Raw genomic sequence first — 24,298 nt, 5'->3', positions numbered from 1 at the left:
ACGCGCCGGGTCGTCGCTTCTAGCCCGACACGCAGCAGCGCAGACAAATTGTCCGGTCGGGACGCCTTCAAAACCACCGAGGCCGAGAGCGGCAATCGCGGCATGCGCGCATGGGAGGCATAGACAAATGCAACGCTGGCGGTGGTTATATAAGATTGTAAGAAAATAAATCTGGATCTCGCGTACGCATGCCGCGATTGCCGCGATTGAGCCAGCTTGCTCACGTCTGAACCCCCATTTTGGACGAATTGTCCTGATTGATCAGATTGCGACGCGCAGCCGCTGCTTGTTCAATCTCCACGAGACGCGCCGCCCGTTCTGTCCGTTCGTGCTCTGCACGTTGAGCGAAGCGCTCGTAAACTCGCGGATTGACGAGCCAAGTGTCCGGCAAACCGTCCTTGTGCTTCTCGACGCGGCACCATCCAGCATCGACGAGCCTGTCCATAATGCCTGCGCGCCTGCGGCGGTCCCGCTCATCTGCGCCGCGCAACTCGGTCCTGGCGTCATAGATCGTCTTGTGACTGAAGCGGTCCACGCCGGGCCTCGTCAGCATAAAGCCGGCGAGCCAGCGCGCTTCCGCGTCCTTCTCATCCGGCACGAGATATTGGCTGTAGAACGCAAACTGGTGCCTCACGAGGAACATGGCGATCCTGATGCACCGTTGGACGCGCTCGAGCGGCACGGGCTTCGACGCATCGACATATCCAAGCGCCTCACATTCCTCGAAGGAGTGGATTGCCAGGATGACGCGAGGCAGCAGGCGGCCCCATTTCGCGAGATGCCCTGCGAACGCTGCAGGCGAGCCTGGAAACCGGCCAATCAGCGTGATTTGTTCCAGTGCTCGCTTGGACGCGTCGTAACCTTCCGGCGTGAGCCGCACTGGATCGTCAAAAATATAGCTGGCGGCAGCCAGCGTCTGGATCGTTGAACGATAGGCCCGCTCGGCTTCTTTATCCGGCTCCTCGTCGATCGAGACACGGCGGATATCGTCGTCCAATATGAACAGCGTGCGTTGCGCCATGCCATCCTCAGCGAGGTTTGCGAGAGCTCGCTGAATTTTATCCGGCTGAGATCCGGCCAGGATCGATTGAAGGCCGCAAGCCGCGTGAGTGTTCCCGCTGCCCATCCGCTCGATGTCGATGCTGCCGCCGTCAAACGTCCGCAGCATCATTGCCCGGTCACCGCCTGCATCCCGCTTATAGGCGCCCATCTCGCCCAGGAAGCTTGCCCACTCGTCCGGTGCTCGCATGATGCCACGCGGATTGTCGGCCATGATGCGGACCAGCTTTTCGGCGGTCACGCTATCGAGGACGTATCGCCGAATGCGCGGCACTCGCTCGAGGGGCTGATCCGGCGCGTCCTTTCGGTGCCGCTTCGCCTGGCGGCGCGTCCATTCTGCGTGGGCTGCGCGATCTTCGTTACCGTGCCGGTTGTCGAGATCGCGAAGGGGCGCGAGGGCGGCTGAAATCGTTGGGCTCTTGCCGGATCCGGGTTCCGCGATGAGAACCGTCCAAAGCCCCGCCGGCTCTTCCCAGTCATCTTTCTGGTGCGGCCTGATGCGCAGCGACGCTCCGACCGCGGCGCTGATCGTAGTCAGGGCTCCCGCGCCTGCAAATGCGGTCGGCACGCCCTTACGCCTCGCCTGCGACCCGACCCAAGCAGCGAGTTGGGGTGAAAGGCAGTCGAGCGGGAAATCGCCGAGGCCTATCGTGCCAGCATCGCCGAAGATGTCGGCCGGTTCCGGCCAGGACGGATCGGACGCCGGCCTGGAGGGCTCGTCGCCAAGATCTTCGAACCAGATAAGCGGATCGGGCGTGAGGACGTATTGGATGCCTCCATGCGCATGCGAATGGATGATCGGGCGGGAGTGGCCTTTCGTGTAAATGATCGCGAGGTTCCGCCCGCCGCCGTACTCGGGTTCCAGCGGATCGGCGCACGTCTTGCCGTGGAAGGCAGACAAGTCAGCCAGGATTTTGTTGGGCGTGACCGTCGAACCATCGTCCAGTTGAATTTCGATTGAGCTTCCACAGAGCTCCCGCCGGTCCACGGCGTCCGTCAGCGATTGCCTTACGCGTTCTTCGGGCTCTCCTTTCGCGACGCGCTCGCGGACGCGTTCTTCAAGCCAGACCGCGCGCTGTGCGGCTGCTTCGCCGCGAAGAGCGTTGCGGATCTCATTGCACTCCGCAACGAAACGCTGCGTCTCCTCCGGGCTGAGAGGTGGCAAGGAGCGGGTGTCGAGCAGAAAGCCGTCCTTGATCTGCGACGTCCTGGCAGCCTGCGACTGCTGCAGCCCTGCGCCCAAATCAGCGTCGGCTTCGTAGACAATCCGCTCCGGCGCTGATGCGCCCTCGTCGATCAGGGAGCAGATATCGACATGGCCGGTTTTTCGAATGATGCCGAAGCCGTAGCCTTTCAAGATAAGTCGCTGGTGCAGACGCGTGGCGAAATCGCTGGCATCTAACCCGTCCGCGACCACGAAGTACCGATGCTGGCCGCTATCGTTCGTCGTCTCGCCTGTCGACGGGCAGTGAATGCCTGACGACGTCGAATTTCGCGTGAGCGATGCAGCATGCGCGAAGTCAGGAAAAATGGCCTTGAGTACTGCTGACAGGTTTCCCGCCGATCCGATTTTTTCTCGCAGGCTCGGCGGGTAGGCTCGCGTGTCGAAGTCGATCATCAGAAGCGCTGGCCCCGACTTCGCAGGGAAGAACTTCCGCGACCTGGCAATGGCGCCACGGTGCTGATCGATCTCAGCGGTCGTAACGACTGTCCATTCATCCTTCTCGGATGGAGGAGGGACCATTACGATGGCCTGATGCCGATTGAGGGCCGACAGGTGTTTGGCGAACTGCCTCAACAGATCCCCAGCGCGGTTCCCCGAAAGCGCCACGCGCCTGGCAATCCCGCGAGCAAAAGCACCGGTGCCGGTCTTTTCGATTGCTCCGCCGGAGCCGAGGCGGAAGCTTTTCGTAAGAAGGTTTCGGCTTTCAAGCAGAGAGAAATCGGCTGACAGAGTTTCACGTGCGCCGCTCGTTGCACCGATGCACTCCGCAAAAGTCGCCGGTCTCTGCCCGTTGAACGCCGTTGGATCTCGTTCTATACTAACCCTGTGCATTGGAAATCCTCTTGGCCGGCGATCGTTGCAGCGATCAGCCGGCCGATCTGTTTTAGAGGTCGGGATTGACCCAAACGAGCCGCAGTGTCGGCTTTGAGCGCGGCAACCGATCGCGCAGATTTCGGACGTCTGACGAGCGGAGCAGAACACGCCCCCTAGGGCTTGCCGGGGTGAGCTCGCCTGCTGTGATCCAGTCGCGAATGCAGCTCGTTGAGCGGCCTAAGAGTGCCGCGGCCTCGGCGACAGTGACCAACCCATCCGGCTGCAGTATGGGCGAGATAGCGCGTTCTAGCGGGGTGTCGGCCAAGGGATGCACTCCAATCGGGATGCCCCGATCATCCTGCCGGCTGCTGCGCGCTAAAAGCGCGCGGAGCCGCCACAATTGCGCGCACCTTGGAACCGGAACTGCTCGGCCTGCTCGTCGATGACGCGCATCATATCGAGTACGAGCTCGAGCTTTTGAGGGGCGTCGCGCTTGAGCCGAGCAAATCGACGCGCGTGGAATTTGTAGATGCGTCGCACATGGTGCCGGGTGATGCCCGGCCCCAAAGCCTTTGCAACACGTTCAAACACGGCATTTGCACTCGCATCTTGAGCCGCCGCGGAGCGCTGTCGATGCCACTCAAATATCGCGACGGAATTCGCGAAGTTGTTTGGATAAGGCGGCCTTCCGCGCCTGGCTCGCTTCTTTTCGCGCTGCTCTCGAGCTTCAGCGCGGAGCAAAGTCGCTTCCGAATCGACTAGCCCCGAAAGCCATGCCGGCGGATCGCTGGCGAGCTCAGCCGGCATCCCTTTATCGACAAGTCGACGAAGGATCAGATCTTCCGCCCACTCGATCACGCAATCCTCGATGGTAGCCGGTAGGTCGCTTTCCGCTGCCGACTTTTCGAGCGCATCGACAAGACGTTTGAGCTCAGATTTGGCCGGCGGCTTGACGAACGGACCCGCTGAGTAATGGCGCTCTCCTCGTGCCATGGCGAAGCTCAGCTCCGCCAACCATCTGCGGCCGCTTTCTTCCTGGCCTCCGTCGCCTGTTTCGTCTTCGGCGAAGGCGTCCAGCGCTTCGCGGTAGCAATGTAAGCGACCAGGCTGGGGGTCTTGACCAGCGTTCGGCCGCCGAGCCGGCAAAGCTCCAAGCGCTCTGCGGCAGCCGCGCCGTAAAGCGTCGCGGTTGAGCAGCCGACGATCTCGGCGGCATCTTGAAGGGTGAGGAAAGGGCGATCGCGCCACGGCGTGGCGCCCGCGATGACACGGTGTTTCACAGAAGGTCTCCGGGTTTGCGCAACGCGCAAGGGTTAGGGAGCACCGCATCCGAAAAACCCCGAACAGACCTGAAAACCGAAAACCAAATCGGAGCGGCGCCCGACGTTATATCTCTCTCTTACGTAGAGTGCAACCGTTATTGGCGTTAAGTCTGGGTCTCTTGTAATTGTTGAATGTATATCTAAATGGCATACATCAGATATACGTCAGAGAAACCGCTGCGCGACGCGCGATCTCCTCAGTCGCATCGACGATGAAAGCGGCATAATGCTTCTCGATCATCGGTATAGAGGTGTCGTGAAGTGCAGCGACGAGCCGAACGGGCAGCCCTGCCTTTAGCCCTCGCACAATCGAACTGTGGCGCAGTGCGTACATCGTCGTGCCTGCCGGCAGCTCGGCGTTCTTTGCCACGTTTGCCCACTGCGCTTGCGCCTCGGATGAGGCCGACCAGGGCACAAGCTGATCGCGGATCCACTCGAGGCGCTTGCCACGCCGATACGCCCAGCGCCGAAACAACGGAGCGCTCGCCGGTCTACCGTTGGTTGCCGCCGCCAGCTTCGCGACGACGTCGGAGGACAACGGGAAGGCGATAGGAGTGCGGGGCTTGCCCGCTCTGCCCTTTCGAGAAGAGGGGATCATCAGCCGAGCCTGCGCAACCTGAAGGTCGCCGACCTTGACCGCGGCAAGTTGGCTGAAACGGGCGCCAGTCGCGGCAGCGGCTGCGACCAACTGGCCGAACTCAAGCTCTAGTTTTTCTGCGGCTGCGACTGCGCTGCGGACCTGTTTGTCCGTTAGCACCATCATCGTGGCGCCACTGTCCGCTTGCAGCCGACGTGTTCCGATCCGAATTTCCTGCATGAGGTGGGCCGGCAATTCGCGCCGGCGTCTCTCCGCAGCCGCGTTCAGCGCGGCGCGAAGATCGTTAAGCAATCGATTGATCGATGACGCGGCCAGCCCCTCGCTCTCGGGATCATTTGTCTTCATCGGCAGCCGGTCGCGCCACGTCTCGATCGTCGATGCGCGAAGCTTCGCCAAGCGCGTTCCCGCGAACGCCTGATCGGCCAGGACATAAGCCGTCAGTCGGCTAGTCGCGTTCTTGGCCGACGATGGGGATTTCCGCTTACGGGCTGCAATGTAATCCGTAACCGCCATTTCGACCGTTGCCGGCTGCCGTGTTGCTTTCGACGCTCCGGCCTCGAGCGAGGCGAATTGCTGGCGGCTCCACTCCAAGGCCGCCTCGGCCGCTGTCCGGTAGCTAAGAGCTCCGTCGGCCTGGGCCTCGTCGTCAGCGAGCCCGAGACGGTTTTCGGAGCGGTTGCCCTCCACGACGATCTTGGCAATCCAGGTGCCTGATTTGGCGGAGCGGCGATAGCCGAGCGACACGCCACCACGGCCGCCGCTCAGCGCGGTCCAATACGGGTTCTTGCGAGGCTTCAGCTTGGCGCGCTTCGCCACCGTCGAAATGTCGGCCTGCACAATTTGTCCCACACAACGTCCCACACAGACGTTGAAAATAGGGATGACGTGTATGTTGGCAAGTACTTATTTTACAGATACTTATAGACGTTACTGACGTCAAAGGAAGTCGCTATGACTGCTCTCCGAAGGCAAAGGTCACACGTTCGAATCGTGTCGGGCGCGCCATTCAGGATAAAAATGCGATCACCCATGTTTTTGAGATCGCGCTGTAATCCTTCGGATGGAGGCAGCTGCGAGTTGTCGTAGAGCGTGAAAGACCAGAATGTCGCTGCCGGGATGCCCTTGGGCAGGGCTACCTTGCAGGTCTTCGCGCCGTCGAACGGTTTGCCTTTGGAGTCGAGGAAACCGATCAGATACTGCGAGCCGCCATAGCAGGCCCGCTCGGATGCTTTGCGGTAAAGTGTCGGTTGAACGCACGACCCAAAACCGGCCCGATCGCGGCCGCCTTGGAGATGGTCTTCCACACCTCCGGCCAGGAAATCCTGCTTTCGACGAAGCCGGGTCCTGTGTAGCCCTGTTCACCTTATAAGCCGCCTATCGTATATCTCGCCGCTTTCCTGATCAGACGGCAAATAGCCTCAAAGGCTTGGCCGGGTTGGTATCAGGCGTTCGTGGGCGGATGGAGGAGACGTGCAGTTCAAGAGTGACATTGCAGCCGTATGTCGTGAGCACGGTCTTCGCCTGACAGGTCCGCGTCAGGTCATCATGCAGGTTTTGTCGGAATCGGCCGATCATCCAGATGCGGTCGAACTTCACAAGCGCGCAACAGCGATCGATCCCGGCATAGCGATTGCGACCATCTACCGGACCCTGAGCCTCCTGGAGGAAAAAGGGATCCTGGAACGACACACCTTCGCCGATGGCCGTGCCCGCTTCGAAAGCGCCGAGCGAGAGCATCACGACCACCTGATCGATGTCGAAAGCGGAAACGTCGTCGAATTCCGCTCCGAGGAGATCGAGAAGCTTCAGGAGGAGATCGCCCGCCGACACGGCTTCGAAATCGTCAGCCACAAGCTCGAAATCTACGTCAGGCCGCTGAAGCCAAGGAGGCGCAGACCGACACGTCGCAGTACAGGTGAATAGCGTATGATTTCACAAACGGCCAACCGAGCGAAGGCTTCACTGACGAGGGGTCCTTCCACCTCTTGACGGCCGGGCTGCCGGTGGATTGCAGAGCAGGCGTTGATGAAGCGCCAACGGAATATCATGCGACCCTAGGGCGGCATGCAGGGCCCGAGCGTCTCCTTTATCTGGCAGGAATTCTCACTTGCCTGAGCGGGAGCCGGCGGGGAGGCAGTGGGTCACACTCACGCGCGATCCCCGCCAGCGTATCGAGGCACTCGATCAGCCGCCTGAAAGTCGCCGAATTCAGGATGAGCTGCGCCATGATGGGCAGGCGCGGCCCGTGGACGGCGAGAAAACTGTGCAGGCGCTGCGCCTGCCTTTGGCCTCCCGTGACCGCCGCCCTCCGGTATCGAATACGCCTTCGTCGAGATCAACGCCGCCGCCTTCTGCTACGGCTTGCTAGCCTTCCTGCACCTCGAACCGGTCCGCCTTGCGGGTGGAGTGGATGAAAGCGAGGATGAAGACGATCGTGAGCAGCAGGATAATGGTGGGCGCTGGCGCGCTGTCGATGAAGAACGACAGGTAGACGCCGAGAAACGACCCAACGGCCGCGATTGCGACCGAAAGGATCAGCATCATGCTGAACCTGCGGGTCAGCAGGAAGGCGATGGCGCCGGGCGCGATCAGCATGGCGACCGCCATGATCAGGCCGACCGCCTGCAAGGCGCCGACGATCGTGAGCGAGATCAGGCCAAGCAGGCCATAATGCAGAAGGTTGACGTACAGGCCGACTGCCCTCGCCTGGGCCGGGTCGAATGCGTGGAGCAGGAAATCCCTCCACTTTAGGCCGATAATCCCGGCCGTGGCAGCGGCAATCGCCGTCGCCTCGCCGATATCCCGCCAAGACACGCCGAGCATGTCGCCGAACAGGATGTGATCGAGATGCACGTCGGAGCGAACCTTTACGTAGAGGACGAGACCGAGTCCGAACATCCCGGCAAAGACTACGCCCATCACCGTGTCCTGCTTGATCCGGCTGTTGTCCTTCAGGAAGCCGGTGGCGACGGCGCAGAGCATGCCGGCGGTGAAGGCGCCGACGGCGAAGGGAATGCCGGCCATGTATGCTATCACCACACTAGGGAAAACCGCGTGGCTGATCGCATCGCCCATGAGTGACCAGCCCTTGAGGACGAGGAAGCAGGACAGCAACGCCATCGGAACGGCGACCACGACCGAGATGATCAGCGCATTGACCATGAAGTCGAACTGGAAAGGGGCCAGCAAGGTCTCGATCATTGGGCGGCCTCCAGGGCCTTCGCCGCGCGCCTGCGGGCCGCGAGCATGCCGTGCTTGGGCGCGAAGAAGAATGCGATCAGGAAGATCGTCGTCTGCAGCACGACGATGATGCCGCCGGTCGCTCCGTCCAGGAAATAGCTGATATAGGCGCCGAGGAAGCTCGTCAGCGAGCCGAGGGTGACGGCGATCGTGAGCAGTCTGGGGAAGCCGTCGGTCAGCAGATAGGCGGTCGCCCCCGGCGTCACCACCATGCAGATCACAAGGAAGGCACCGACCGTCTGAAGGGCCGCAACGGTTGAGGCCGAGAGCAGCATGAAGAACACGAACTTCAGCCGCGCGGGGTTGAGCCCGATGGAGCGCGCGTGGTTTTCGTCGAAGAAGGTGACCATCAAGTCCTTCCATTTCACCAGCAGGATGGCGAGCGAGACGAAGCCGATGATTGCGAGCTGGAGCGTGTCACCGGGCGTGATGGCGAGAACGTTGCCGAGCACGACCGTCTTGATGTTCACCGCCATCGGCCTAAGCGACACCATGAACAGGCCGAGCGCGAAGAAGGCGGAGAAGGTCAGGCCGATGATGGCGTCCTCGCGCAGCTTGGTGCGCTGGTTAAGGAAGAGCATGGCCGCGGCCGCCAGGCCACCGGAGAAGAAGGCCCCGATCGCGAAGGGCAGGCCGAGCATGTAGGCGCCCGCGACGCCCGGAACGATGGCATGCGAGAGCGCGTCGCCGATCAGCGACCAGCCCTTGAGCATGAGATAGCAGGACAGGAACGCGCAGACCCCGCCGACAAGAGCCGAAACCCACATCGCATTTCGCATGTAGTCATAGGTAAAGGGCTCGAGGAATTCGAGCATCATGTCCGCGCCCTACTATCAACACGAGTATCGCGCACAGCCGTCTTACCGCTTTGAAGGATCAGCGGCCGCTCGTCGTCCGTGAACACGCCAACCGGCGTTGGCCTGCCGTTCTGTGCCTCGTTCAACACGAAGTGGCGCAGCACGCCGCCGAATGCCTTCTCGAGGTTGTCCTGGGTGAAAGTCTCGACGGTCGGGCCATAAGCGAGCACGGTTCTCTTAATCAGGACAGTGCGATCGCAGAACTCCGGCACAGAACCAAGATTATGCGTCGAGACCAGCATGACGCGGCCTTCGTCGCGCAATTCTCGCAAGAGCTTGATGATCTGGTCCTCTGTCTTGACGTCGACGCCGGTGAAGGGCTCGTCGAGCAGGATGACGCGGCCGTCCTGCGCGAGCGCGCGGGCGAGGAAAACCCGCTTCTTCTGGCCGCCGGAGAGCTCTCCGATCTGGCGCTTGCGGAACTCGCTCATATTGACGCGGGCCAGCGCTGCCGCGACCGCCGCGTGATCGGCGGCCTTCGGCCGGCGCATCATGCCCATATGGCCGTAGCGGCCCATCATCACCACGTCCTCCACGAGGACTGGAAAATTCCAGTCGACCTCCTCGGATTGCGGCACATAGGCGACGAGGTTCTTTCGCAGGGCCTGTGCGACCGGCATGCCGAGCACACGGATCTCGCCCCTCGCCAGGCGCACGAAGCCCATGATCGCCTTGAACAGGGTGGACTTGCCGGAGCCGTTGACACCGACCAGCGCGGTGATCGTCCCGGTCGGAATCCGGAAGCTGGCGTCACGCAGCGCGGTGTGGCCGTTGCGGTAGGTGACGGTGGCATCCGTCGCCAGAATGCCATGCCCCGCATTTGAAGATGCGGGGCGGGCAAGGTCGTCGACCGCTGCGGTCATTGCGTCAGGCCCTCGCTGAGCCCCTTCGCCACCGTCGCGGAGGTGACCCGCAGCAGGTCGAGATAGGTTGGGACCGCACCGTCCGCCTCGCTGAGGGAATCGACATAAAGCACGCCGCCGTAGTGGGCGCCGGTCTCGCGGGCGACCTGCCGTGCCGGCTTGTCCGAGATGGTGCTCTCACTCAAGACCGTCGGGATCTTATGCTTCCTGACGGCGTCGACGACTTTGCGGACCTGCTGGGGCGTGCCCTGCTGGTCGGCATTGACCGGCCAGAGGTAAAGCTCCTTCAACCCGAAATCGCGCGCCAGATAGGAGAACGCGCCCTCGCTCGTGACCAGCCAGCGCTTGTCAGCGGGAATCTTGCCGAGCGTTTCCCGGATAGGCGCGATCGCGGCCTCTATCTTGGCCTTGTAGGCCTCGGCATTCGCCTTGTAAGCCGCGGCGTTCTGTGGGTCATATTTGACGAAGGCGTCGCGGATATTGTCGACATAGACGATTGCGCTCTTCGGCGACATCCAGGCATGCGGATTGGGCTTGCCGCTATAGGGCCCCTGAGTGATGCCCATCGGCTCGACGCCCTGCGAGACGACGACCTCCGGCACATCCTTCAGGTTCAGATAGAATTTCCGGAACCAGAGCTCGAGATTGAGCCCGTTCGCGAAGATGAGCTGCGCACCCTGCGCGCGCTGAATATCGCCCGGCGTCGGCTGGTATTCGTGAATCTCGGCGCCCGGCTTGGTGATCGACTCGACGATCGCTGTGTCGCCAGCGACGTTCTTTGCCATGTCGGCGATAACGGTGAAGGTCGTCACGGCCTTGAACTTCTCCTGAGCCGCAGCCGGAGCCGCACCCAAGGCCGCGGCGAGCGCAGCCCCCATCATACCGGCCAGGAACGACCGCCGCAGACCATTCGGCATGAATGCCTCCTTATTGATAATCGCTTTCAATTGCATTTTCATCGTTACCCGAAGCTGCTTTTTTTTGCAAACAAGACTGAACTGCATTATGAGGTGAACGGCCGACGGATATCCCGTCGCTTCAGAACACCGTGACGCTCCGCAGGCCGAAGACCGTCGCTTTGGGAATCTTGCGCCAGGGCTTGTCGGGGTCCGGCTCGCCGCCGCCGGGGCGAACGATCCACTGCGCGAAGGGTTGCACCTTGAGCCAGGGCGCAAGCTGAGTCTGGTAGGAGGCCTCGATCACGAGCTCGGAGGAACGAACTGGCTGAGGATCGCCCGAGAAGGTGATCATGTCGCGGTCAAGCTGACGCAAGCTGGAGCTAACCTGGGCGTAGGCCACGGCGACGCCGACGATGTCGTTCTTCCTCCCTGGCAGGAGCCCGGTATAGGTGATGCCGGCGTCGGCATAGAAATCGACATGGTTGCGGTTCTTCTCCGGCGCGACCACAACACGCGCGAAGGCGGCGAGGCTACGGCCCGTCGTCTCCGCATCCGGTGACTTCCAGAGCACCTGATCGATCACACCGTAAAAGGCGAAATTGCCGCGGTGGCGCAGCGGATCGGGATCGGCATTCGGGTCAGCGAAGGACAGGCCGTTGGTCGCAATCCGCACATCGTCAAAGCGGCGCGAATTGTACCAGCCGCCGAGCTTGTAGGTTCCGGTGACGCCGCCGCCGTAGTCGTGAGTATAGGCCGCTTCCGCAATGGCGAAGACACCCTGGTTCAGCGGAAAGGTCAGGCCGTGCTTGTTCTTGTCGTTCCGACCGAGAGGATTGCCGCTGTAGACGCCGGCCTGAACGGTCCAGGCATCGTCCGGCTTGAAGGCGACGCGCACGCCGGGAGCCGGAACAGGATAGGCCGGGCCGCCGCCGGGCAGGACGATGCCGTGCAAAGCGGGCCAGCCGAAAGCCGAATTCACGAAGAGCCCCGCTGTCTCGCTAGTGGCGAATTCGCTGTCGGCGAGAAGCTGGCCGAGCCTGATGGAGAGCTTCCCGTCGAAGAGCGTCTGCGTGAAGTAGACTTCGGCAAGACGCCCCGCCGGATCGGACTCGATATTCGAGATGGGCATCAGATTGCCGAGGAACTTGCCGGACAAGCCGTGGCCACCGATCAGGAAGGCGCCGGCGTGGAAGGCACCGCCCTTCCAGCCGGCCATCTTCTCAAGGTCGAGATCCAGGCCGAACTGCAACAGCCCTGAAAACCCGTGCCCTCTCTGCAGGCCTCCGGTCGGATTGGTCGACATGTCGCCGGTTGTCGTCAGCCCGAAGGTCAGGCCAGCCTCATCCAGCCGCGTACGCGCGCCGCCCCAATCACCCGTGAGTTGCTCGCGCTCCAGCAGGCCGGGCTCAGTAAGCGGCGCATCGGTGCGGGCCGCAGGATCGGCCGCCTGCGCTGCAAGCGGGGCAAGACCGAGACAAAGGGCTGCGCATGCTCCCCTCATATGCGATCGGGGGCGTGATAACAGGCGCCTCATCAATTCTCTCCTGCGGGAATGTTCGCCACCGCCGCCGAATCTGCGCGACGTCGAGGGGAGTCAGGTCATTGTTGCGATTCATTCGCGAAAGCAATTGACAGGGCCGCTCGTGATTTCGTTACGATGATATCGCGACTGAATTGCAATAAGAAATTGAGGAAGGGACCATGACGTCGATCGAAGTGTCGCGCGCTGAGCTGGCCTTCTCGGAGGAGTTAGCGGCCCGGGATGTTCTTTCAGGAGCTGGCATGCGCGCGACACAGCAGCGCTTGGCGCTGATGGACCTGCTGTTTGGAGGCGGCGGGCGCCATGTCTCGGCCGAAGGTCTCCACGGCGAGCTCGTTCGATCAGGCGCGCCCGGCTCCATCAGCTGTGTCTATCGCAGCCTCAAGGGGTTCAGCGAGCTGGGGCTGCTGAAACGCGTTCCGATCTATGGTTCGACAGCGTGGTTCGATACGCAGGTCGACCACCACCATATTACGCCATGGACGAGGATCGGCTGCTCGATGTGCCCGGCGGACGGGTCACGGTCTGCGACCTGCCGGAGCCTCCCGACGGCTACGAGCTGGTCGAAGTCGACGTTGTCCTGCGCATCAGGCGCAAGGAGAAGCATCGACCGTCGATGTGAACCAAGATCATCACCCGGATATGATCATGCCATGCTGTTTTTAACTCAGGAAGCCAGAGACCGCCTCTTATTGGAGGACGAAGTCGCCCCCATGCCGCGTGCGCAGGTGACGCGCATTCTCAAGGAAGCGGGCCTGCGCCCGACCCGGCAGCGCATCGCGCTCGGCTGCCTGATCTTCGGCGATGGCCATCGCCATCTGACCGCTGAGCATCTGCATCTGGAAGCGCTCGAAGCGGGCATCTCGCTCTCGCTGGCGACCGTCTACAACACCCTGTTCCAATTCGATGAGGCCGGGCTGATCCGCAGGGTCAGCGTCAATAGCGGCAAGGCCTACTACGACACTGACCCTGGCGATCATCATCATTTCTACATCGAGGATGAGGATCGGATCATTGACATCGCACCAGACCGGATCAGCGTCGACGGCCTACCGGAGCCGCCCCCTGGTTACGCCATCTCCAAGGTCGACGTGGTGATCCGTCTCAAGCGCATCGAGGGTGTCGGGTGAAAAACTCAATCGAAGCGCTCGCCAGGCGCTGCCGCGACATCAAGCTCAATCTCGGTGTCCACAGAACCGGCAGCAGGCCAGGTTGATGACCGACGCGTTCTGAACGGCATCTTCTGGCGCCTGCCACGGGGGGGCGCCCCGGGCCGACATTCCGGCGCGCTATGGCCCGCATACGACCTGTGTCAACCGCTTCAACCGGTGGCGCAAGGCGGGTCATTGGGCGCGCATTCCGCAAGCTGTATCAGCCGCTTACGATGGCGACATCCAGATGATCGACGCCTTGTCGGTCCGCGTCCACCAGCATGCCGCCAACGGCCAAAAAAAGACGGGCGATCCCGTTGCATGGGTCGCTCACGCGGCGGCCTGACCACGAAGATCCACGCCCTTGTCGACGCCGAAGGCCGCCCGATCCGCCTCAAGCTGACTGAAGGCCAGGCCCATGACGGGGCTCGGCCACCGATATGCTGGACACGATCGAGCCGGGAAACATCCTTCTCGCCGACAGGGCTTACGATAGCGACGCCTTGCGCGCCGAGGCGCCTCGGACGGGGCGGCTATCGTCCCTTGTCGAGGAAGGCCCGGACCATGGCGACGGTAGCCGTTGGGTTCTCTTCCATGATCCAGTGGCCGGAATCCGGAACGACGCCCTCGGTGACGTCTGTCGCGGCTGACCGCATCACCGCCGCCATTGTCGTGCCGAAGGACTTCTCACCGCCGAGCGCCAGTATCGGCATCGCCAGCTTGCCGCCGGCCGCGAGGTATGCGCGGTTGTCGATCGCGTCCTGATCGAAGGCGGCGAACTGGGCAAAGCCGGAATGCATCGCGCCGGGCAGGGCGTAAAGCTTGGCGTAGTGCTCGCGCGAGGCCTCGCTGAAGCGGGCGGGCGTCGCGGAAAACTCGTTCCAGAAACGGTCGAGATAGATGCGCTCGCGTCCCGCCACCAGGCGTTCCATATCCGGCCCGCCGAAGCGGAAATGCCAGAGCAGCGGGTTCTTCAGAATTTCCTCCCAGGGACCGATGCCGGGCACCGGAGCATCGATCAGCACGAAGCGGCCGACGCGCTGCGGATGTTGCGCGGCAAAAGCGAAGCCGACCATGTTGCCGATGTCATGCGTCACCAGATCGGCGCGTTCGACCTTGAGCGCGTCGAGCACGCCGGCGACATCTCCGGCCTGGGTCTTCTTGTCGAAGCCCGACGCCGGCTTCGAGGACAGGCCGAGCCCGCGCAGATCGGGCACCACCACCGTGTGATCCCGCACCAGATCGGCCGCCATCGGCGCCCACATGTCGCCGGTCTCGCCATAGCCGTGCAGCAGGACGACCGCAGGGCCTTGGCCACCGACACGGACATGGATGGTGGCGCCATTGGTGGCGATTTCCTGCGTCTTGAACGGGCTCGGAAAGTCGGGAACCTGCGCGCCCGCGGGCGCCGCGAAGGCAAGCGCGCCGAGCGTCAAGGCGATCTTCAACATGACCCATCTCCAGCCAATTGGGAGGGCGGTCGACGATGACCGTCTCTGTCAGCCCCATTGGCATGACGCAAGGTAGCATTCGATCTTCGTTCGGATTAGCGTTGCATCGGCGAAATTCAGGTCCGGAATATCCGAACGATGTTGAAGCTCGACGGCATCGCGACCTTCGTCGCCATTGCGGAAGCCGGCTCGCTGAGCGAGGCGGCGCGACGGCTGCATCTGTCGAAATCGGTGGTGAGCGACCGCCTGGCCGAACTGGAGCACAGCCTTGGCGCCACGCTCCTGCATCGCAGCGCCCGCCGGCTGACGCTGACCGAGGACGGCACCGCCTTTCTCGAACGCGCCACGCGCATCACCCGCGAGGTGGAGGATGCGGCAGTCGACATGGCCGAGCGCCGCGGGACCCTGGCCGGGCCGCTCCGGATCTCGGCACCGGTCACCTTCGGCCGCATGCATCTCGGCCCCGCGATCTATCCCTTCCTCGCGCGGCATCCCGAGATCGCGCTGACGCTCGATCTCGACGACCGGCGGGTCGAGGCGGGCGCGGACAGCTACGATGCCGTGCTGCGCCATGGGACGATCGCGGATTCCCGCCTCGTCGCCTGGACACTCGCTCCGAGCCGCAGGGTGCTGGTCGCTGCTCCGGATTATCTGGAGCGGCGCGGCAGCCCGGCTTCCGCCGCCGAACTCGATGGGCATGACGGCATCTTCTACACCAATCGGGGCAGCGGCGACTGGCGCTTCCATGGGTCGAGTGGAACGCTCAGTGTGCGCGGGCGACCGAGCCTGCGGGTCAACAACGGCGACATGATGCGCGATGCGGCGTTGGCGGGGCTGGGGATCGCCCTGCTGCCCCTTTTCATCGCCGGAGCCGAGATCAGCAGCGGCCGGCTCGACATCGTCGATATCGGCATGCAGCCGGAACTGGAAGCGATCTACCTCGCGCATCCCGAGGGCCGCAAGCCATCGGCCAAGCTCCGCGCCTTCGCCGATTGCCTTCGTCAGGCCTTCGGCAGCCCGCCGTATTGGGAGCGTCTCGGAGGCAATGAACGCGCTTGAACGGGCGGCTGTCCGGCTCCGTGGCTGGTCTGTCGGGCTCACCCTGTCTTCGCACCCGACCAGGCTGATGTCGGCCGATGGCCGGGTTGCCGCGAACGGCGTTGCCGAACCGCTCGAAATCATCGAACCGGCCAGGCACGCGCATCTTCGCCTGTCCGGCAAACCCTTCGAGCCCGAGAGGCGCGGGTTTCCCGCATCGCCTCTGCCATGCTTCGATCAGCCTGGCATTGCCGGTTCCGCCGGGCGGTCGGCCCGGCAGACGCCCATCTCCTGCAGCGCCTTCGCCGCCCTCAGGCAGATGTCCTCGCGCCAGGGGGCAGCGATCAACTGCACGCCGATCGGAAGCGCGCCACCCCCGAAGGGCACAACCGCGACGGGCAGGCCGACACAGGAGATCGGTTGCGTGAAGAGCCCGAGGCTGGGGCGCAGCGGCAGCGTCTCTCCCCTCAGCTCCAGGATCTTCTGGCCGATGAGCGGGGCAGGGCAGGGCGTGGCCGGCGCGACGATGAGATCGACATCGGCGAAATGTCGCATCATCTCATCGTGGAACCAGCGGCGCGCGCGCTGAGCCTGGACGTACCAGGCGGCGGGCAGCAAGGCTCCGGCGAGGAAGCGATCGCGCGTCTCCGGGTCGAAATCATCCGCGCGCTCCCTGAGCCGAGGCAGATGGAAGGCGGAGCTTTCGGCATTGGTGATCAGGAAGGCCGCTGCCCGTCCAATGGCGGCACCCGCGATCTCGACGCGGGAGCTGGCCGCGAGAGCTTCCGCCACTGCCGTCGTCGCAAAGTCGGCTTCCGGCATGGTTTCGGTCGAGAAGTATCCCCCGGCGACGCCGATCCTCAGGCCGGACAGGCCGTGCTTCAACTGCGGCAATGTCGGCTCGGTCGGGCGCTGTGCGCAGGCCGGATCGCCTTCGTCGGCGCCCTGCATCAGGTCGTAGCCGAGCGCAAGATCGGTCACGTCCCGCGCCAGAGGGCCGAGATGGTCGAGTGAATCGCAGAAAGGAAAGGAGCGCGTGCGCGGCAGGCGTCCGTAGGTCGGCTTCAGGCCGAAGACGCCGCACAGCGAACCCGGCACGCGGATCGAACCGTTCGTATCGGAGCCGAGCGCGATCGGCACGAAGCCGGCGGCCGTCGCCGCGCCGGAACCCGAGGACGAGCCGCCCGCCATCCGCGCGAGGTCGTGCGGATTGCGGCACGGTCCGTCATGGGCGTTCTCGCCGGTGAAGTCATAGGCGTATTCGCCCATGTTGAGTCCGCCGAGCAGGATCGCCCCGGCTGCGCCGAGACGTTCGATCAACGTTGCGTCGCGCGAGGCAGGCTGGCGCTCGCGATTGATCCTGGAGCCCGCGCGCGTCGGCAGCCCGGCAATGTCGAACAGATTCTTGGCGGCGAAAGGCACGCCCGCGAGCGGCCCGAGCGGCTCGCCGCGGGATCGGGCGAGGTCGACCGCCCGCGCCGTCGCCAAGGCACGGTCCGACGTGATGTCGGTGAAGGCGTTGACGCGCGAATCCAGGCTGGAGATGCGCGCCAGCGCCGCCGCCACCACCGCCTCGGCGGCGAACTCGCCGGCGCGGACACGGCGGGCGATCTCGTGAGCGGGAGCGAAGACGTCCATCACCGTTCCGCTCCCGACAGGCCCGGGCGGAAATGCGGCGCGAGCTCGAGGCTGTCATCGGCCAGCGGCGCCGCGGCGACGAGCTGCGCCATTCCATGGGCGATGGCGATGAACTGCAGGACGGCCGGCTTCTGGGCTTCGCTGATCGTCAGTCCGAGCGCGGGCGCCATCGCCTCGAGGTGACGGGCCGGATCGAAGGCTCCGGGCGGTGCCTTGGTCGTCATGTCGTGCTCCCTTCCAGGCGGCTTGCCGGGCTTTCGAAGGCGTTGCGGATCTCGGAGCTGCCTGTGACGCAGCCGAAAAGGCCCGCCTGGGCCGCGATCATCCGCAGACCGACCTCGTGGAACTCGGGGAAATAGGACGCGCAGGCGTCTGCGGGCACGAGGCAGCGGTAGCCGCGATCGTTCGCCTCGCGCAGGGTGGTATGGACGCAGACCTCGGTGGTGACGCCGGCGACGATCAGCGAGACGATGCCGCGGTTGCGCAGCATCAATTCCAGGTCCGTCTGGTAGAACGCTCCCTTGCCGGGCTTGTCGACAACGGGCTCGCCTGCAAGCGGCGCGAGCTCCGGGATGATGTCGTGGCCGGGCTCGCCCCGCACGAGGATTCGACCCATCGGACCGGCGGCGCCGATCCGCCTGTCCGGTGGCGAGCGTTCCAGCTTCGCCTGCGGCGCGTCGGACAGGTCCGCTCGGTGGCCTTCACGGGTGTGAATGACGAAGAGGCCGGCTTTGCGCGCCGTCTCCAGCAAGGCCCGGCAAGGCGCGATCGCCTTGCGCAACTGCGAGACATCGTTGCCGAGCGCTTCGCCGAAGCCGCCGGGCTCGAGGAAGTCGCGCTGCATGTCGATCATGACGAGCGCCGTGCGCGCCGGTTCGAGCGCGAACGGCGAGGGACGAGCGGGAATGACGAGGCGATCCATGGCGGCTCCCGCAGCGAGATGCGAGCCGCTGTTGCAAACCCCATGCCCGGCGCGACCATCTGCTGGAAGCGGCTCGGGAAGGCCGAGAATCCCGAAACCGAGCCATCACCGACCAGCTGCGCACAACTCTTGCATGCATGCAGCCGGAAACTGCCTGTCCCTTGTGCAGTCGTTCAATGAGGCCATCGCGTGCAGGGATTGACCGAACTTCTGGCCGCGCATCGCTCGGGTGCGCGGCGTCTGCGTGAGACCGTGGGCGATTGCTACGCACGCTGGCGGGCACATGGCGACCCGGCGATGTTCATCGCGCTGCGTCCGGAGGCGGAGGTCGCCGCGGAAGCCGACCGGCTGCAGGAGGAAGGGCCGCGGGGCCGCCGGCTCTGGGGCGTTCCGATCGCCGTGAAGGACAATATCGACGTCGCCGGCCTGCCGACGACGGCAGCCTGCCCGGGCTTCGCCTATACGCCCGCATGCGACGCGAGCGCCGTGGCGCGCCTCAGGGCGGAGGGTGCGATCGTCATCGGCAAGACCAATCTCGATCAATTCGCGACCGGGCTGAACGGCACGCGTTCGCCCTACGGAACGCCGCGCAACGCATTGCGGGGCGACCTCGTGCCCGGCGGATCGAGCTCCGGTTCGGCCTGCGCCGTCGCAGCCGGTATCGTGCCTGCCGCGCTCGGTACCGATACGGCGGGTTCTGGACGCGTGCCGGCCGGATTGCAGAACATCGTGGGGCTCAAGCCGAGCCTCGGACTGGTCCCCGGCACGGGCGTCGTCCCCGCCTGCCGCACCCTCGACTGCGTCTCGGTCTTCGCCCTGACGGTCGAGGATGCCTGGGCAGTCCTGGAAGTGGTGGCAGGGGCCGATCCGGCCGATCCGTTCTCCAGGCCCTTGCCGCTCGGGAGCCCGGCCGCGCCGCCGCCCGTCATCCGGCTGGGCGTGCCACGCCCGGCCGATCGCGACTTCGACGGCGATGGCCGGGCGCAGGCGAGCTACGAAGCGGCCCTGCAGCGCGCTGCGGCGCTCGGCGCCGAGATCGTGCCGCTGGACTTCGCACCCTTCTACGAGGCTGCACGGCTGCTGTACGACGGGCCCTGGGTCGCAGAGCGCTGGCTGGCGATCCGCGATCTCTACGAGCGCGATGCCGCGGCGATCCTGCCGGTGATCCGACGGGTGATCGCCGGCAAGCCTTTGCCGGATGCGGCGGCCGCCTTCGCCGCGCGATATGAACTCGCGGAGCTTGCCCTCGCGGCCCGGTCGACGATGAAGGCGGTCGACGCGCTGATGGTGCCCACGGCGCCGCGCCCCGCCACCCTGGCCGAGATGGCGGCCGACCCGATCGGGACGAACTCGATGCTCGGCCGCTATACCAACTTCGTGAACCTGCTCGATCTCTGCGCGCTCGCCCTGCCCGCCAGCCTCGCACCGGACGGGACCGCGGCGGGGATCACGCTGATCGCGCCGGCCGGGCAGGACGCCGCGCTTGCCAGCTTCGGGCGAGCCTTCCAGGCCGCCGGCAACCTGCCGCTCGGTGCCACCGGCCTGCCGCTGCGGCCCGCGCCGGAGTGGCCGGCTCGGGCCGCAGCGGAGGAGATCGAGATTGCGGTCGTCGGCGCCCATCTTTCAGGGATGCCGCTCAATGGCGAGCTGACGGCCCTTGGCGGCCGGTTCGTCCGGGCGACTGCGACCACGCCGGACTACCGCCTCTATGCGCTGCCGGGCGGGCCACCGCTTCGGCCAGGCCTGCTTCGGGTGGCGGAGGGGGGCGGGGCGATTGCGCTCGAGGTCTGGGCGCTGCCGCCGGACGGCTTCGGCCGCTTCGTGGCCGGCATCCCGGCGCCGCTCGGCATCGGCACGCTGACGCTGGCGGACGGCCTGCGGGCGAAGGGATTTCTCTGCGAGGCGGTTGGAGTGCAGGGAGCGCGGGACGTTACGGCCTTCGGCGGTTGGCGGGCTTTCGTCGCGGCCGAGGCAGCTCAGCGCGTTCCGGCATAGTCGCGGAAGGCATCGCGCACGAAGCCGATATGGACATGCATCGCATCGGCGGCGGCCTGCCGGTCGCCCCGCAGGATCGCCTGCACGACCCGGTCGTGTTCCTGCCAGGAACCGCCGAGGCGACCGGTCGCACGGAACTGGGCTCGCCGGAACGGCGCAACGCGCTTGCGTGTCATCAGCGTCAGCTCGGCGAGATAGCCATTGTGCGTGCCGGCGTAGATCGCTCCGTGGAAGGCCTCGTTGCGCTCGTGATAGCGCATCGGGTCGCCCTGATGCACGAGCCCGCGCAATTCCTGATGAAGACCTTCGAGGGCACGACGCTCGGCCGCCGTCATGTTGCGGGCCGAAAGCCCGGCGCACAGCGCCTCCAGCTCGGCCATCGCCTCGAACATGTCGTGGAGCTGTTCCGCGGTCGGCAGCGCGACGACGGCGCCCCGATGCGGCCTGACCTGGACCAAGCCCGAGGCGCAGAGCTGGCGGATGGCTTCGCGAACCGGCGTGCGCGACACGCCGAAGCGCCGCGCCAGCTCCTGCTCGTCGAGCGCCCGGCCGGGTGCGAGCACGCCCGAGACGATCTCGTCGGCGAGTTGCAGGCGCAGACTGTCTGCGCGCGTCGGCGGCGCTGTCCGGAGGCTCATGCCGTCACAGCGGTTCGGCGATCACGCTGACATGCGCCGCGACAACGCGCCAACCTTCCGCGAACCTGACCCAGCTCTGGCTCTGCCGCCCGATCTTGCCAGTCATGCCATCGCGCCGGAACAGGGTGTTCGCCGTCGCGAAATCGTCGCCGTAGGTCGTGATCCGGGTGCGCTCCAGCTTCCGCATCAGCCCCGCCGGAGATCGCCCGGCCCGGAAAGCCGCGATCTCCGCATGGCCGTAGAGATTCTCGGCCGTGCCGTAGCGAAGCGTTTCGGGAGCGTCCCGGAACAGGCGGTCGAGTGTCTCGACATCGTTGGTCGTCAGCGCCCGCTCGTACTCGGCAAAGGCAGCCTCGACCTCGGCGAGGATGGCGGGATCGTTGATCTTCATAACCCTGTCGCTCCGGCGGCTGGCGGCCCTCGACGCCCTCAGGCGGGGGGATGGGGAATCGCAGACAGCAGTTCCCGTGTGTAGGCGGCCTTGGGATCGCCGAGAACCTCTTCGGCGGTGCCCTGTTCAACGATCCGTCCTGAACGCATGACGACGACCCGGTCGCAGAGCAGGCGCACGACGTTGAGATCGTGCGAGACGAAGATATAGCTCATGCCGAGCCGCTGCTTGAGCTCGTCCAGCAGGTTGAGCACGACGGCCTGTACGGAGACATCGAGAGCGGCGGTCGGCTCGTCGAGGATGACGAGGTCGGGGTCGAGCGCGATCGCCCGTGCGATGCCGACGCGGGCCTTCTGCCCGCCGGACAGCTGGTGCGGGAAGCGGTCGATCAGCTCGGTGGGAAGACCGACGCTTCGCGCCAGTTCCTCGCAGCGAGCCCTCAGTGCGGCCCGGCCGCGGATCTTCCCCATCCGCAGGATCGGGTCGGCGATGGCACGCTCGGCGGTGAAGCGCGGATTCAGGCTGTCCGTCGGGTCCTGGAAGACCATCTGGATGCGCTGCCGGAAGGGCGAGGCCGCAAAGCCCTTCGCCGGAATCGCGCCGATGTCCTGCCCGTCGAAGAGAATGCGGCCGGCGGTCGGATCGAGCAGGCGGTTCAGCATCATCGAGGTGGTCGACTTGCCGCAGCCGGATTCGCCGACGAGACCCAGCGTCTCGCCGCGCCTGACCTCGAAGCCGATCCCGTCGACCGCGCGGAAGGGCTGTGCCTCGGGTTCCGCCTTGCCGGTCAGACGGGCAAGAAGGCTGCCCTTGGGCGGTCGCGGGTACTCCTTGACGAGATTTTCGACGACCAGCAGCGGAGGGCCGAGCGGGGAACGCGCGGGGGATCCGGCTGCACCGGCCTCGCCCTCCGGAGACGGTCGTTCGCGGACCTCGCGACCGTCCGGCAGGAGGTCCTGCAGGCTCATCCCGAGGCGGGGCGTCGCCTTCATGAGCTTGCGCGTGTAGGGATGTTGCGGGTCGCGGAAGATATCGAGCGCGCCCGCGGTCTCGACGACGCGGCCCTTCTCCATCACCACCACCCTGTCGGAATAGGCGGCGGCCAGGCCGAGGTCGTGGGTGATCAGGATCGTCGACATGCCGCGCTCCCGCGTCAGCTCGACGATCAGGTCCATCACGGCCTTCTGGGTGGTGACATCGAGCCCGGTCGTCGGCTCGTCGGCGATGAGAAGCTGGGGCTGGCAGGCCAGCGCCAGCGCGATCACCACACGCTGGCACATGCCGCCCGAGAGCTCGAAAGGGTAGGCGTCATAGCGCTCCTCCGGCCGAGCGATGCGGACCTTCTCCAGCGCCTCGATCGCCTTCTCGCGCGCCGTCGCGCGCGTCGCCTGGACATGCTGGACGAGCACGTCCTCGATCTGCCTGCCGACCTTGCGGATCGGGTTCAGCGCCGCCCGCGGGTTCTGGAAGATCATCGATATCTCACGGCCCCGCAGATCGCGCATCTGCGCCTCGCTGGCGGCAACGAGGTCGACGCCGGAAAACGAGATGGATCCGTCAGCGATGCGGCCGGCACGGTCGAGGATGCGGACCATGGCGTAGGACGTCACCGACTTCCCGGACCCGGATTCCCCGACGACGGCGACGGTTTCGCCTTTGCCGACGCTGAGGTCGATCGCCTTCACCGCCTGCACCGTGCCGCGGCGGGTCGCGAATTCGACGGTGAGCTTCCTTACATCGAGCAGGGGCGGTGCGCTCATCGTCAGTTCCTCCGCTGCGGATCGACGAGGTCGCGCACGCCGTCGCCGAGAAGATTGAAGCAGAACACCGCTGTCATCAGGGCGAGGCCGGGGAAGAGCGCGACCCACCACTCTCCGGACACGATGAAGCTTGCGCCTTCGGCGACCATGATGCCCCATTCCGGGGTGGGAGGCCGGACGCCTAGGCCGATGAACGACAATCCCGCCGCGTTCAGGATCGCATAACCCATGGTCAGGGACATCTGGACCGCCATGATCGGCATGATGTTCGGCACGATCTGCGTCAGCAGCAGGCGCCACTCGGAATTGCCCGAGAGGCGGGCTGCCTGAACGAAGCCGGCCTCGCGGCGAATATTGGCCTCGGCGCGGGCGACGCGGGCATAAAGCGGGAAGTTGATGATGGCGGTGGCGATGACGATGTTGGTCACGCTGTTGCCCAGCGCGGCGACGATGCCCATCGCGAGCACGAAGAGCGGGAAGGCCATGATCGTGTCGGCGATGCGGCCGACCAGCGTGTCGACCCAGCCGCCGAAGAAGCCGGCCGTTACGCCCGCGAGCCCGCCAAGCACGAAGACGAGGGCGACCGAGGTGACCGCGATCGAGAAATCGAGCCGTGTCGCGGCGACGACGCGGCTGAAGATGTCCCTGCCGAGCTGGTCGGTGCCGAACCAATGCGACGCGCTCGGGCCCTGCAGGGCCGCGCTGGTGTTCGAGGCGAGTGGATCATAAGGCACGAGCGAGGGGCCAAGGAGTGCCGCCAGTACGATCAGCGCGAACAAGGCGAAGGCGAAGCCGGTGACGGGATTCTCGGCGACGATGTGGCGGGCATGCGCCAGTAGCGAAGTCGCGGGTGGTGCCTCGAAACGTAGCGGAGCCGGTTCGATCTTGCTCATCTCGT

24 protein-coding genes and 2 pseudogenes are annotated in these 24,298 nt (G+C 64.9%); 7 read left to right on the top strand and 19 right to left on the bottom strand.

The window, feature by feature from the left end; all coding sequences use genetic code 11:
* Positions 1-220 precede the first annotated feature (220 nt).
* On the bottom strand, positions 221-2,677 hold the full coding sequence (locus BGO20_RS20595) for a DUF3987 domain-containing protein (protein ID WP_291659335.1): 2,457 nt from the start codon (positions 2,675-2,677) through the stop codon (positions 221-223).
* A 60-nt stretch (positions 2,678-2,737) separates the two neighbouring features.
* Between BGO20_RS20595 and BGO20_RS20590 the strand changes: the two genes are divergently transcribed.
* A complete protein-coding gene (locus BGO20_RS20590) occupies positions 2,738-3,010 on the top strand; it encodes a hypothetical protein (RefSeq protein ID WP_291659334.1) in 273 nt (90 codons plus the stop codon).
* 157 nt (positions 3,011-3,167) lie between these two features.
* On the opposite strand, the gene BGO20_RS23655 is transcribed toward BGO20_RS20590, so the two are convergent.
* The 5 genes from BGO20_RS23655 to BGO20_RS23680 form a co-directional block, all read right to left on the bottom strand.
* Positions 3,168-3,431, bottom strand: a complete 264-nt coding sequence (locus BGO20_RS23655) for a helix-turn-helix domain-containing protein (RefSeq protein ID WP_362890620.1) — start codon at positions 3,429-3,431, stop codon at positions 3,168-3,170.
* A gap of 41 nt (positions 3,432-3,472) precedes the next feature.
* Positions 3,473-4,111: a hypothetical protein gene (locus BGO20_RS20585; RefSeq protein WP_291659333.1), complete on the bottom strand. Its 639-nt coding sequence runs from the start codon at positions 4,109-4,111 to the stop codon at positions 3,473-3,475.
* Entirely contained in the window at positions 4,099-4,377 is a 279-nt protein-coding gene (locus BGO20_RS20580; RefSeq protein WP_291659332.1) for a helix-turn-helix domain-containing protein, read from the bottom strand. Before BGO20_RS20580 ends, BGO20_RS20585 begins: the two co-directional genes overlap by 13 nt.
* Before the next feature lie 196 nt (positions 4,378-4,573).
* The gene (locus BGO20_RS20575) at positions 4,574-5,854 is read right to left on the bottom strand and encodes a tyrosine-type recombinase/integrase (RefSeq protein ID WP_291659331.1); all 1,281 of its coding nucleotides are present in this window, start codon (positions 5,852-5,854) and stop codon (positions 4,574-4,576) included.
* Positions 5,855-5,925: 71 nt separating this feature from the next.
* Entirely contained in the window at positions 5,926-6,321 is a 396-nt protein-coding gene (locus BGO20_RS23680) for a DUF1214 domain-containing protein (RefSeq protein ID WP_465246061.1), read from the bottom strand.
* A gap of 241 nt (positions 6,322-6,562) precedes the next feature.
* Between BGO20_RS23680 and BGO20_RS20565 the strand changes: the two genes are divergently transcribed.
* Positions 6,563-6,940, top strand: a complete 378-nt coding sequence (locus tag BGO20_RS20565; RefSeq protein ID WP_465246066.1) for a Fur family transcriptional regulator — start codon at positions 6,563-6,565, stop codon at positions 6,938-6,940.
* A 441-nt stretch (positions 6,941-7,381) separates the two neighbouring features.
* On the opposite strand, the gene BGO20_RS20560 is transcribed toward BGO20_RS20565, so the two are convergent.
* The 5 genes from BGO20_RS20560 to BGO20_RS20540 form a co-directional block, all read right to left on the bottom strand.
* Positions 7,382-8,218, bottom strand: coding sequence for a metal ABC transporter permease (locus BGO20_RS20560; RefSeq protein ID WP_291659329.1), 837 nt, complete (start codon positions 8,216-8,218; stop codon positions 7,382-7,384).
* Positions 8,215-9,072, bottom strand: a complete 858-nt coding sequence (locus BGO20_RS20555; protein WP_465246065.1) for a metal ABC transporter permease — start codon at positions 9,070-9,072, stop codon at positions 8,215-8,217. Before BGO20_RS20555 ends, BGO20_RS20560 begins: the two co-directional genes overlap by 4 nt.
* Positions 9,072-9,977, bottom strand: coding sequence for a manganese/iron ABC transporter ATP-binding protein (locus tag BGO20_RS20550; protein WP_291659327.1), 906 nt, complete (start codon positions 9,975-9,977; stop codon positions 9,072-9,074). The genes BGO20_RS20555 and BGO20_RS20550 overlap by 1 nt, the downstream gene beginning before the upstream one ends.
* Positions 9,974-10,894: a metal ABC transporter substrate-binding protein gene (locus BGO20_RS20545; protein ID WP_291659326.1), complete on the bottom strand. Its 921-nt coding sequence runs from the start codon at positions 10,892-10,894 to the stop codon at positions 9,974-9,976. The genes BGO20_RS20550 and BGO20_RS20545 overlap by 4 nt, the downstream gene beginning before the upstream one ends.
* A 121-nt stretch (positions 10,895-11,015) precedes the next feature.
* Complete coding sequence (locus BGO20_RS20540; protein ID WP_291659325.1) at positions 11,016-12,377, bottom strand: carbohydrate porin; 1,362 nt, start codon at positions 12,375-12,377, stop codon at positions 11,016-11,018.
* Positions 12,378-12,577: 200 nt separating this feature from the next.
* On the opposite strand from BGO20_RS20540, the pseudogene BGO20_RS23645 reads away from it, so the two are divergent.
* From BGO20_RS23645 to BGO20_RS20525, 3 genes and pseudogenes are all read left to right on the top strand, one after another.
* Positions 12,578-12,874, top strand: a pseudogene (locus BGO20_RS23645) (Fur family transcriptional regulator); the annotation flags it as partial.
* Between the two features lie 255 nt (positions 12,875-13,129).
* Positions 13,130-13,546, top strand: coding sequence for an iron response transcriptional regulator IrrA (gene irrA, locus BGO20_RS20530; protein ID WP_291659938.1), 417 nt, complete (start codon positions 13,130-13,132; stop codon positions 13,544-13,546).
* Positions 13,547-13,624: 78 nt separating this feature from the next.
* Positions 13,625-14,085: pseudogene (locus BGO20_RS20525) on the top strand (IS5 family transposase); the annotation flags it as partial.
* A 15-nt stretch (positions 14,086-14,100) separates the two neighbouring features.
* On the opposite strand, the gene BGO20_RS20520 reads toward BGO20_RS20525, so the two are convergent.
* Positions 14,101-15,018 (bottom strand): alpha/beta fold hydrolase, encoded by a 918-nt coding sequence (locus BGO20_RS20520; RefSeq protein WP_291659324.1) that lies wholly within the window; start codon positions 15,016-15,018, stop codon positions 14,101-14,103.
* 138 nt (positions 15,019-15,156) lie between these two features.
* On the opposite strand from BGO20_RS20520, the gene BGO20_RS20515 reads away from it, so the two are divergent.
* Positions 15,157-16,077: a LysR family transcriptional regulator gene (locus BGO20_RS20515; protein ID WP_291659323.1), complete on the top strand. Its 921-nt coding sequence runs from the start codon at positions 15,157-15,159 to the stop codon at positions 16,075-16,077.
* Between the two features lie 216 nt (positions 16,078-16,293).
* Here BGO20_RS20515 and BGO20_RS20510 read toward each other — a convergent pair whose 3' ends face one another.
* Genes BGO20_RS20510 through BGO20_RS20500 form a run of 3 tightly spaced genes read right to left on the bottom strand, consistent with a single transcriptional unit; the run spans position 16,294 to position 18,616 of the window.
* Complete coding sequence (locus BGO20_RS20510; protein WP_291659936.1) at positions 16,294-17,694, bottom strand: AtzE family amidohydrolase; 1,401 nt, start codon at positions 17,692-17,694, stop codon at positions 16,294-16,296.
* Positions 17,694-17,918, bottom strand: coding sequence for a DUF4089 domain-containing protein (locus BGO20_RS20505; protein WP_291659322.1), 225 nt, complete (start codon positions 17,916-17,918; stop codon positions 17,694-17,696). The genes BGO20_RS20510 and BGO20_RS20505 overlap by 1 nt, the downstream gene beginning before the upstream one ends.
* The gene (locus BGO20_RS20500; protein WP_291659321.1) at positions 17,915-18,616 is read right to left on the bottom strand and encodes a cysteine hydrolase family protein; all 702 of its coding nucleotides are present in this window, start codon (positions 18,614-18,616) and stop codon (positions 17,915-17,917) included. The genes BGO20_RS20505 and BGO20_RS20500 overlap by 4 nt, the downstream gene beginning before the upstream one ends.
* A 189-nt stretch (positions 18,617-18,805) precedes the next feature.
* Here BGO20_RS20500 and atzF point away from each other — a divergent pair, with 189 nt between their 5' ends.
* On the top strand, positions 18,806-20,611 hold the full coding sequence (gene atzF / locus BGO20_RS20495) for an allophanate hydrolase (RefSeq protein WP_291659320.1): 1,806 nt from the start codon (positions 18,806-18,808) through the stop codon (positions 20,609-20,611).
* Here atzF and BGO20_RS20490 read toward each other — a convergent pair.
* The 4 genes from BGO20_RS20490 to BGO20_RS20475 are packed head-to-tail and all read right to left on the bottom strand — an operon-like array spanning position 20,593 to position 24,293.
* Positions 20,593-21,249, bottom strand: coding sequence for a GntR family transcriptional regulator (locus tag BGO20_RS20490; protein ID WP_291659319.1), 657 nt, complete (start codon positions 21,247-21,249; stop codon positions 20,593-20,595). The two genes, atzF and BGO20_RS20490, sit on opposite strands and share 19 nt — an antisense overlap.
* Positions 21,250-21,253: 4 nt before the next feature.
* On the bottom strand, positions 21,254-21,640 hold the full coding sequence (gene hpxZ / locus BGO20_RS20485; protein ID WP_291659318.1) for an oxalurate catabolism protein HpxZ: 387 nt from the start codon (positions 21,638-21,640) through the stop codon (positions 21,254-21,256).
* 38 nt (positions 21,641-21,678) lie between these two features.
* On the bottom strand, positions 21,679-23,400 hold the full coding sequence (locus BGO20_RS20480) for a dipeptide ABC transporter ATP-binding protein (RefSeq protein ID WP_291659317.1): 1,722 nt from the start codon (positions 23,398-23,400) through the stop codon (positions 21,679-21,681).
* A gap of 2 nt (positions 23,401-23,402) precedes the next feature.
* Positions 23,403-24,293 (bottom strand): ABC transporter permease, encoded by an 891-nt coding sequence (locus BGO20_RS20475; RefSeq protein ID WP_291659934.1) that lies wholly within the window; start codon positions 24,291-24,293, stop codon positions 23,403-23,405.
* Between the last annotated feature and the right edge of the window lie 5 nt (positions 24,294-24,298).

Source organism: Allobosea sp. 67-29 (assembly GCF_001898115.1).
Classification (GTDB): Bacteria; Pseudomonadota; Alphaproteobacteria; order Rhizobiales; family Beijerinckiaceae; genus Allobosea.
The sequence above is the reverse complement of the archived record's forward strand: the minus strand, read 5'-3'. Positions and strand labels throughout refer to the sequence as shown.

Excerpts from the sequence above, each read along its gene's own strand:
- BGO20_RS20595 (WP_291659335.1), bottom strand. The coding sequence starts at position 2,677 with ATGATCGACTTCGACACGCGAGCCTACCCGCCGAGCCTGCGAGAAAAA.
- BGO20_RS20565 (WP_465246066.1), top strand. The coding sequence starts at position 6,563 with ATGCAGGTTTTGTCGGAATCGGCCGATCATCCAGATGCGGTCGAACTT.
- BGO20_RS20560 (WP_291659329.1), bottom strand. The coding sequence starts at position 8,218 with ATGATCGAGACCTTGCTGGCCCCTTTCCAGTTCGACTTCATGGTCAAT.
- BGO20_RS20555 (WP_465246065.1), bottom strand. The coding sequence starts at position 9,072 with ATGCTCGAATTCCTCGAGCCCTTTACCTATGACTACATGCGAAATGCG.
- BGO20_RS20550 (WP_291659327.1), bottom strand. The coding sequence starts at position 9,977 with ATGACCGCAGCGGTCGACGACCTTGCCCGCCCCGCATCTTCAAATGCG.
- BGO20_RS20545 (WP_291659326.1), bottom strand. The coding sequence starts at position 10,894 with ATGCCGAATGGTCTGCGGCGGTCGTTCCTGGCCGGTATGATGGGGGCT.
- BGO20_RS20540 (WP_291659325.1), bottom strand. The coding sequence starts at position 12,377 with ATGAGGGGAGCATGCGCAGCCCTTTGTCTCGGTCTTGCCCCGCTTGCA.
- irrA (WP_291659938.1), top strand. The coding sequence starts at position 13,130 with ATGCCGCGTGCGCAGGTGACGCGCATTCTCAAGGAAGCGGGCCTGCGC.
- BGO20_RS20520 (WP_291659324.1), bottom strand. The coding sequence starts at position 15,018 with ATGTTGAAGATCGCCTTGACGCTCGGCGCGCTTGCCTTCGCGGCGCCC.
- BGO20_RS20515 (WP_291659323.1), top strand. The coding sequence starts at position 15,157 with ATGTTGAAGCTCGACGGCATCGCGACCTTCGTCGCCATTGCGGAAGCC.
- BGO20_RS20510 (WP_291659936.1), bottom strand. The coding sequence starts at position 17,694 with ATGGACGTCTTCGCTCCCGCTCACGAGATCGCCCGCCGTGTCCGCGCC.
- BGO20_RS20505 (WP_291659322.1), bottom strand. The coding sequence starts at position 17,918 with ATGACGACCAAGGCACCGCCCGGAGCCTTCGATCCGGCCCGTCACCTC.
- BGO20_RS20500 (WP_291659321.1), bottom strand. The coding sequence starts at position 18,616 with ATGGATCGCCTCGTCATTCCCGCTCGTCCCTCGCCGTTCGCGCTCGAA.
- BGO20_RS20490 (WP_291659319.1), bottom strand. The coding sequence starts at position 21,249 with ATGAGCCTCCGGACAGCGCCGCCGACGCGCGCAGACAGTCTGCGCCTG.
- hpxZ (WP_291659318.1), bottom strand. The coding sequence starts at position 21,640 with ATGAAGATCAACGATCCCGCCATCCTCGCCGAGGTCGAGGCTGCCTTT.
- BGO20_RS20480 (WP_291659317.1), bottom strand. The coding sequence starts at position 23,400 with ATGAGCGCACCGCCCCTGCTCGATGTAAGGAAGCTCACCGTCGAATTC.
- BGO20_RS20475 (WP_291659934.1), bottom strand. The coding sequence starts at position 24,293 with ATGAGCAAGATCGAACCGGCTCCGCTACGTTTCGAGGCACCACCCGCG.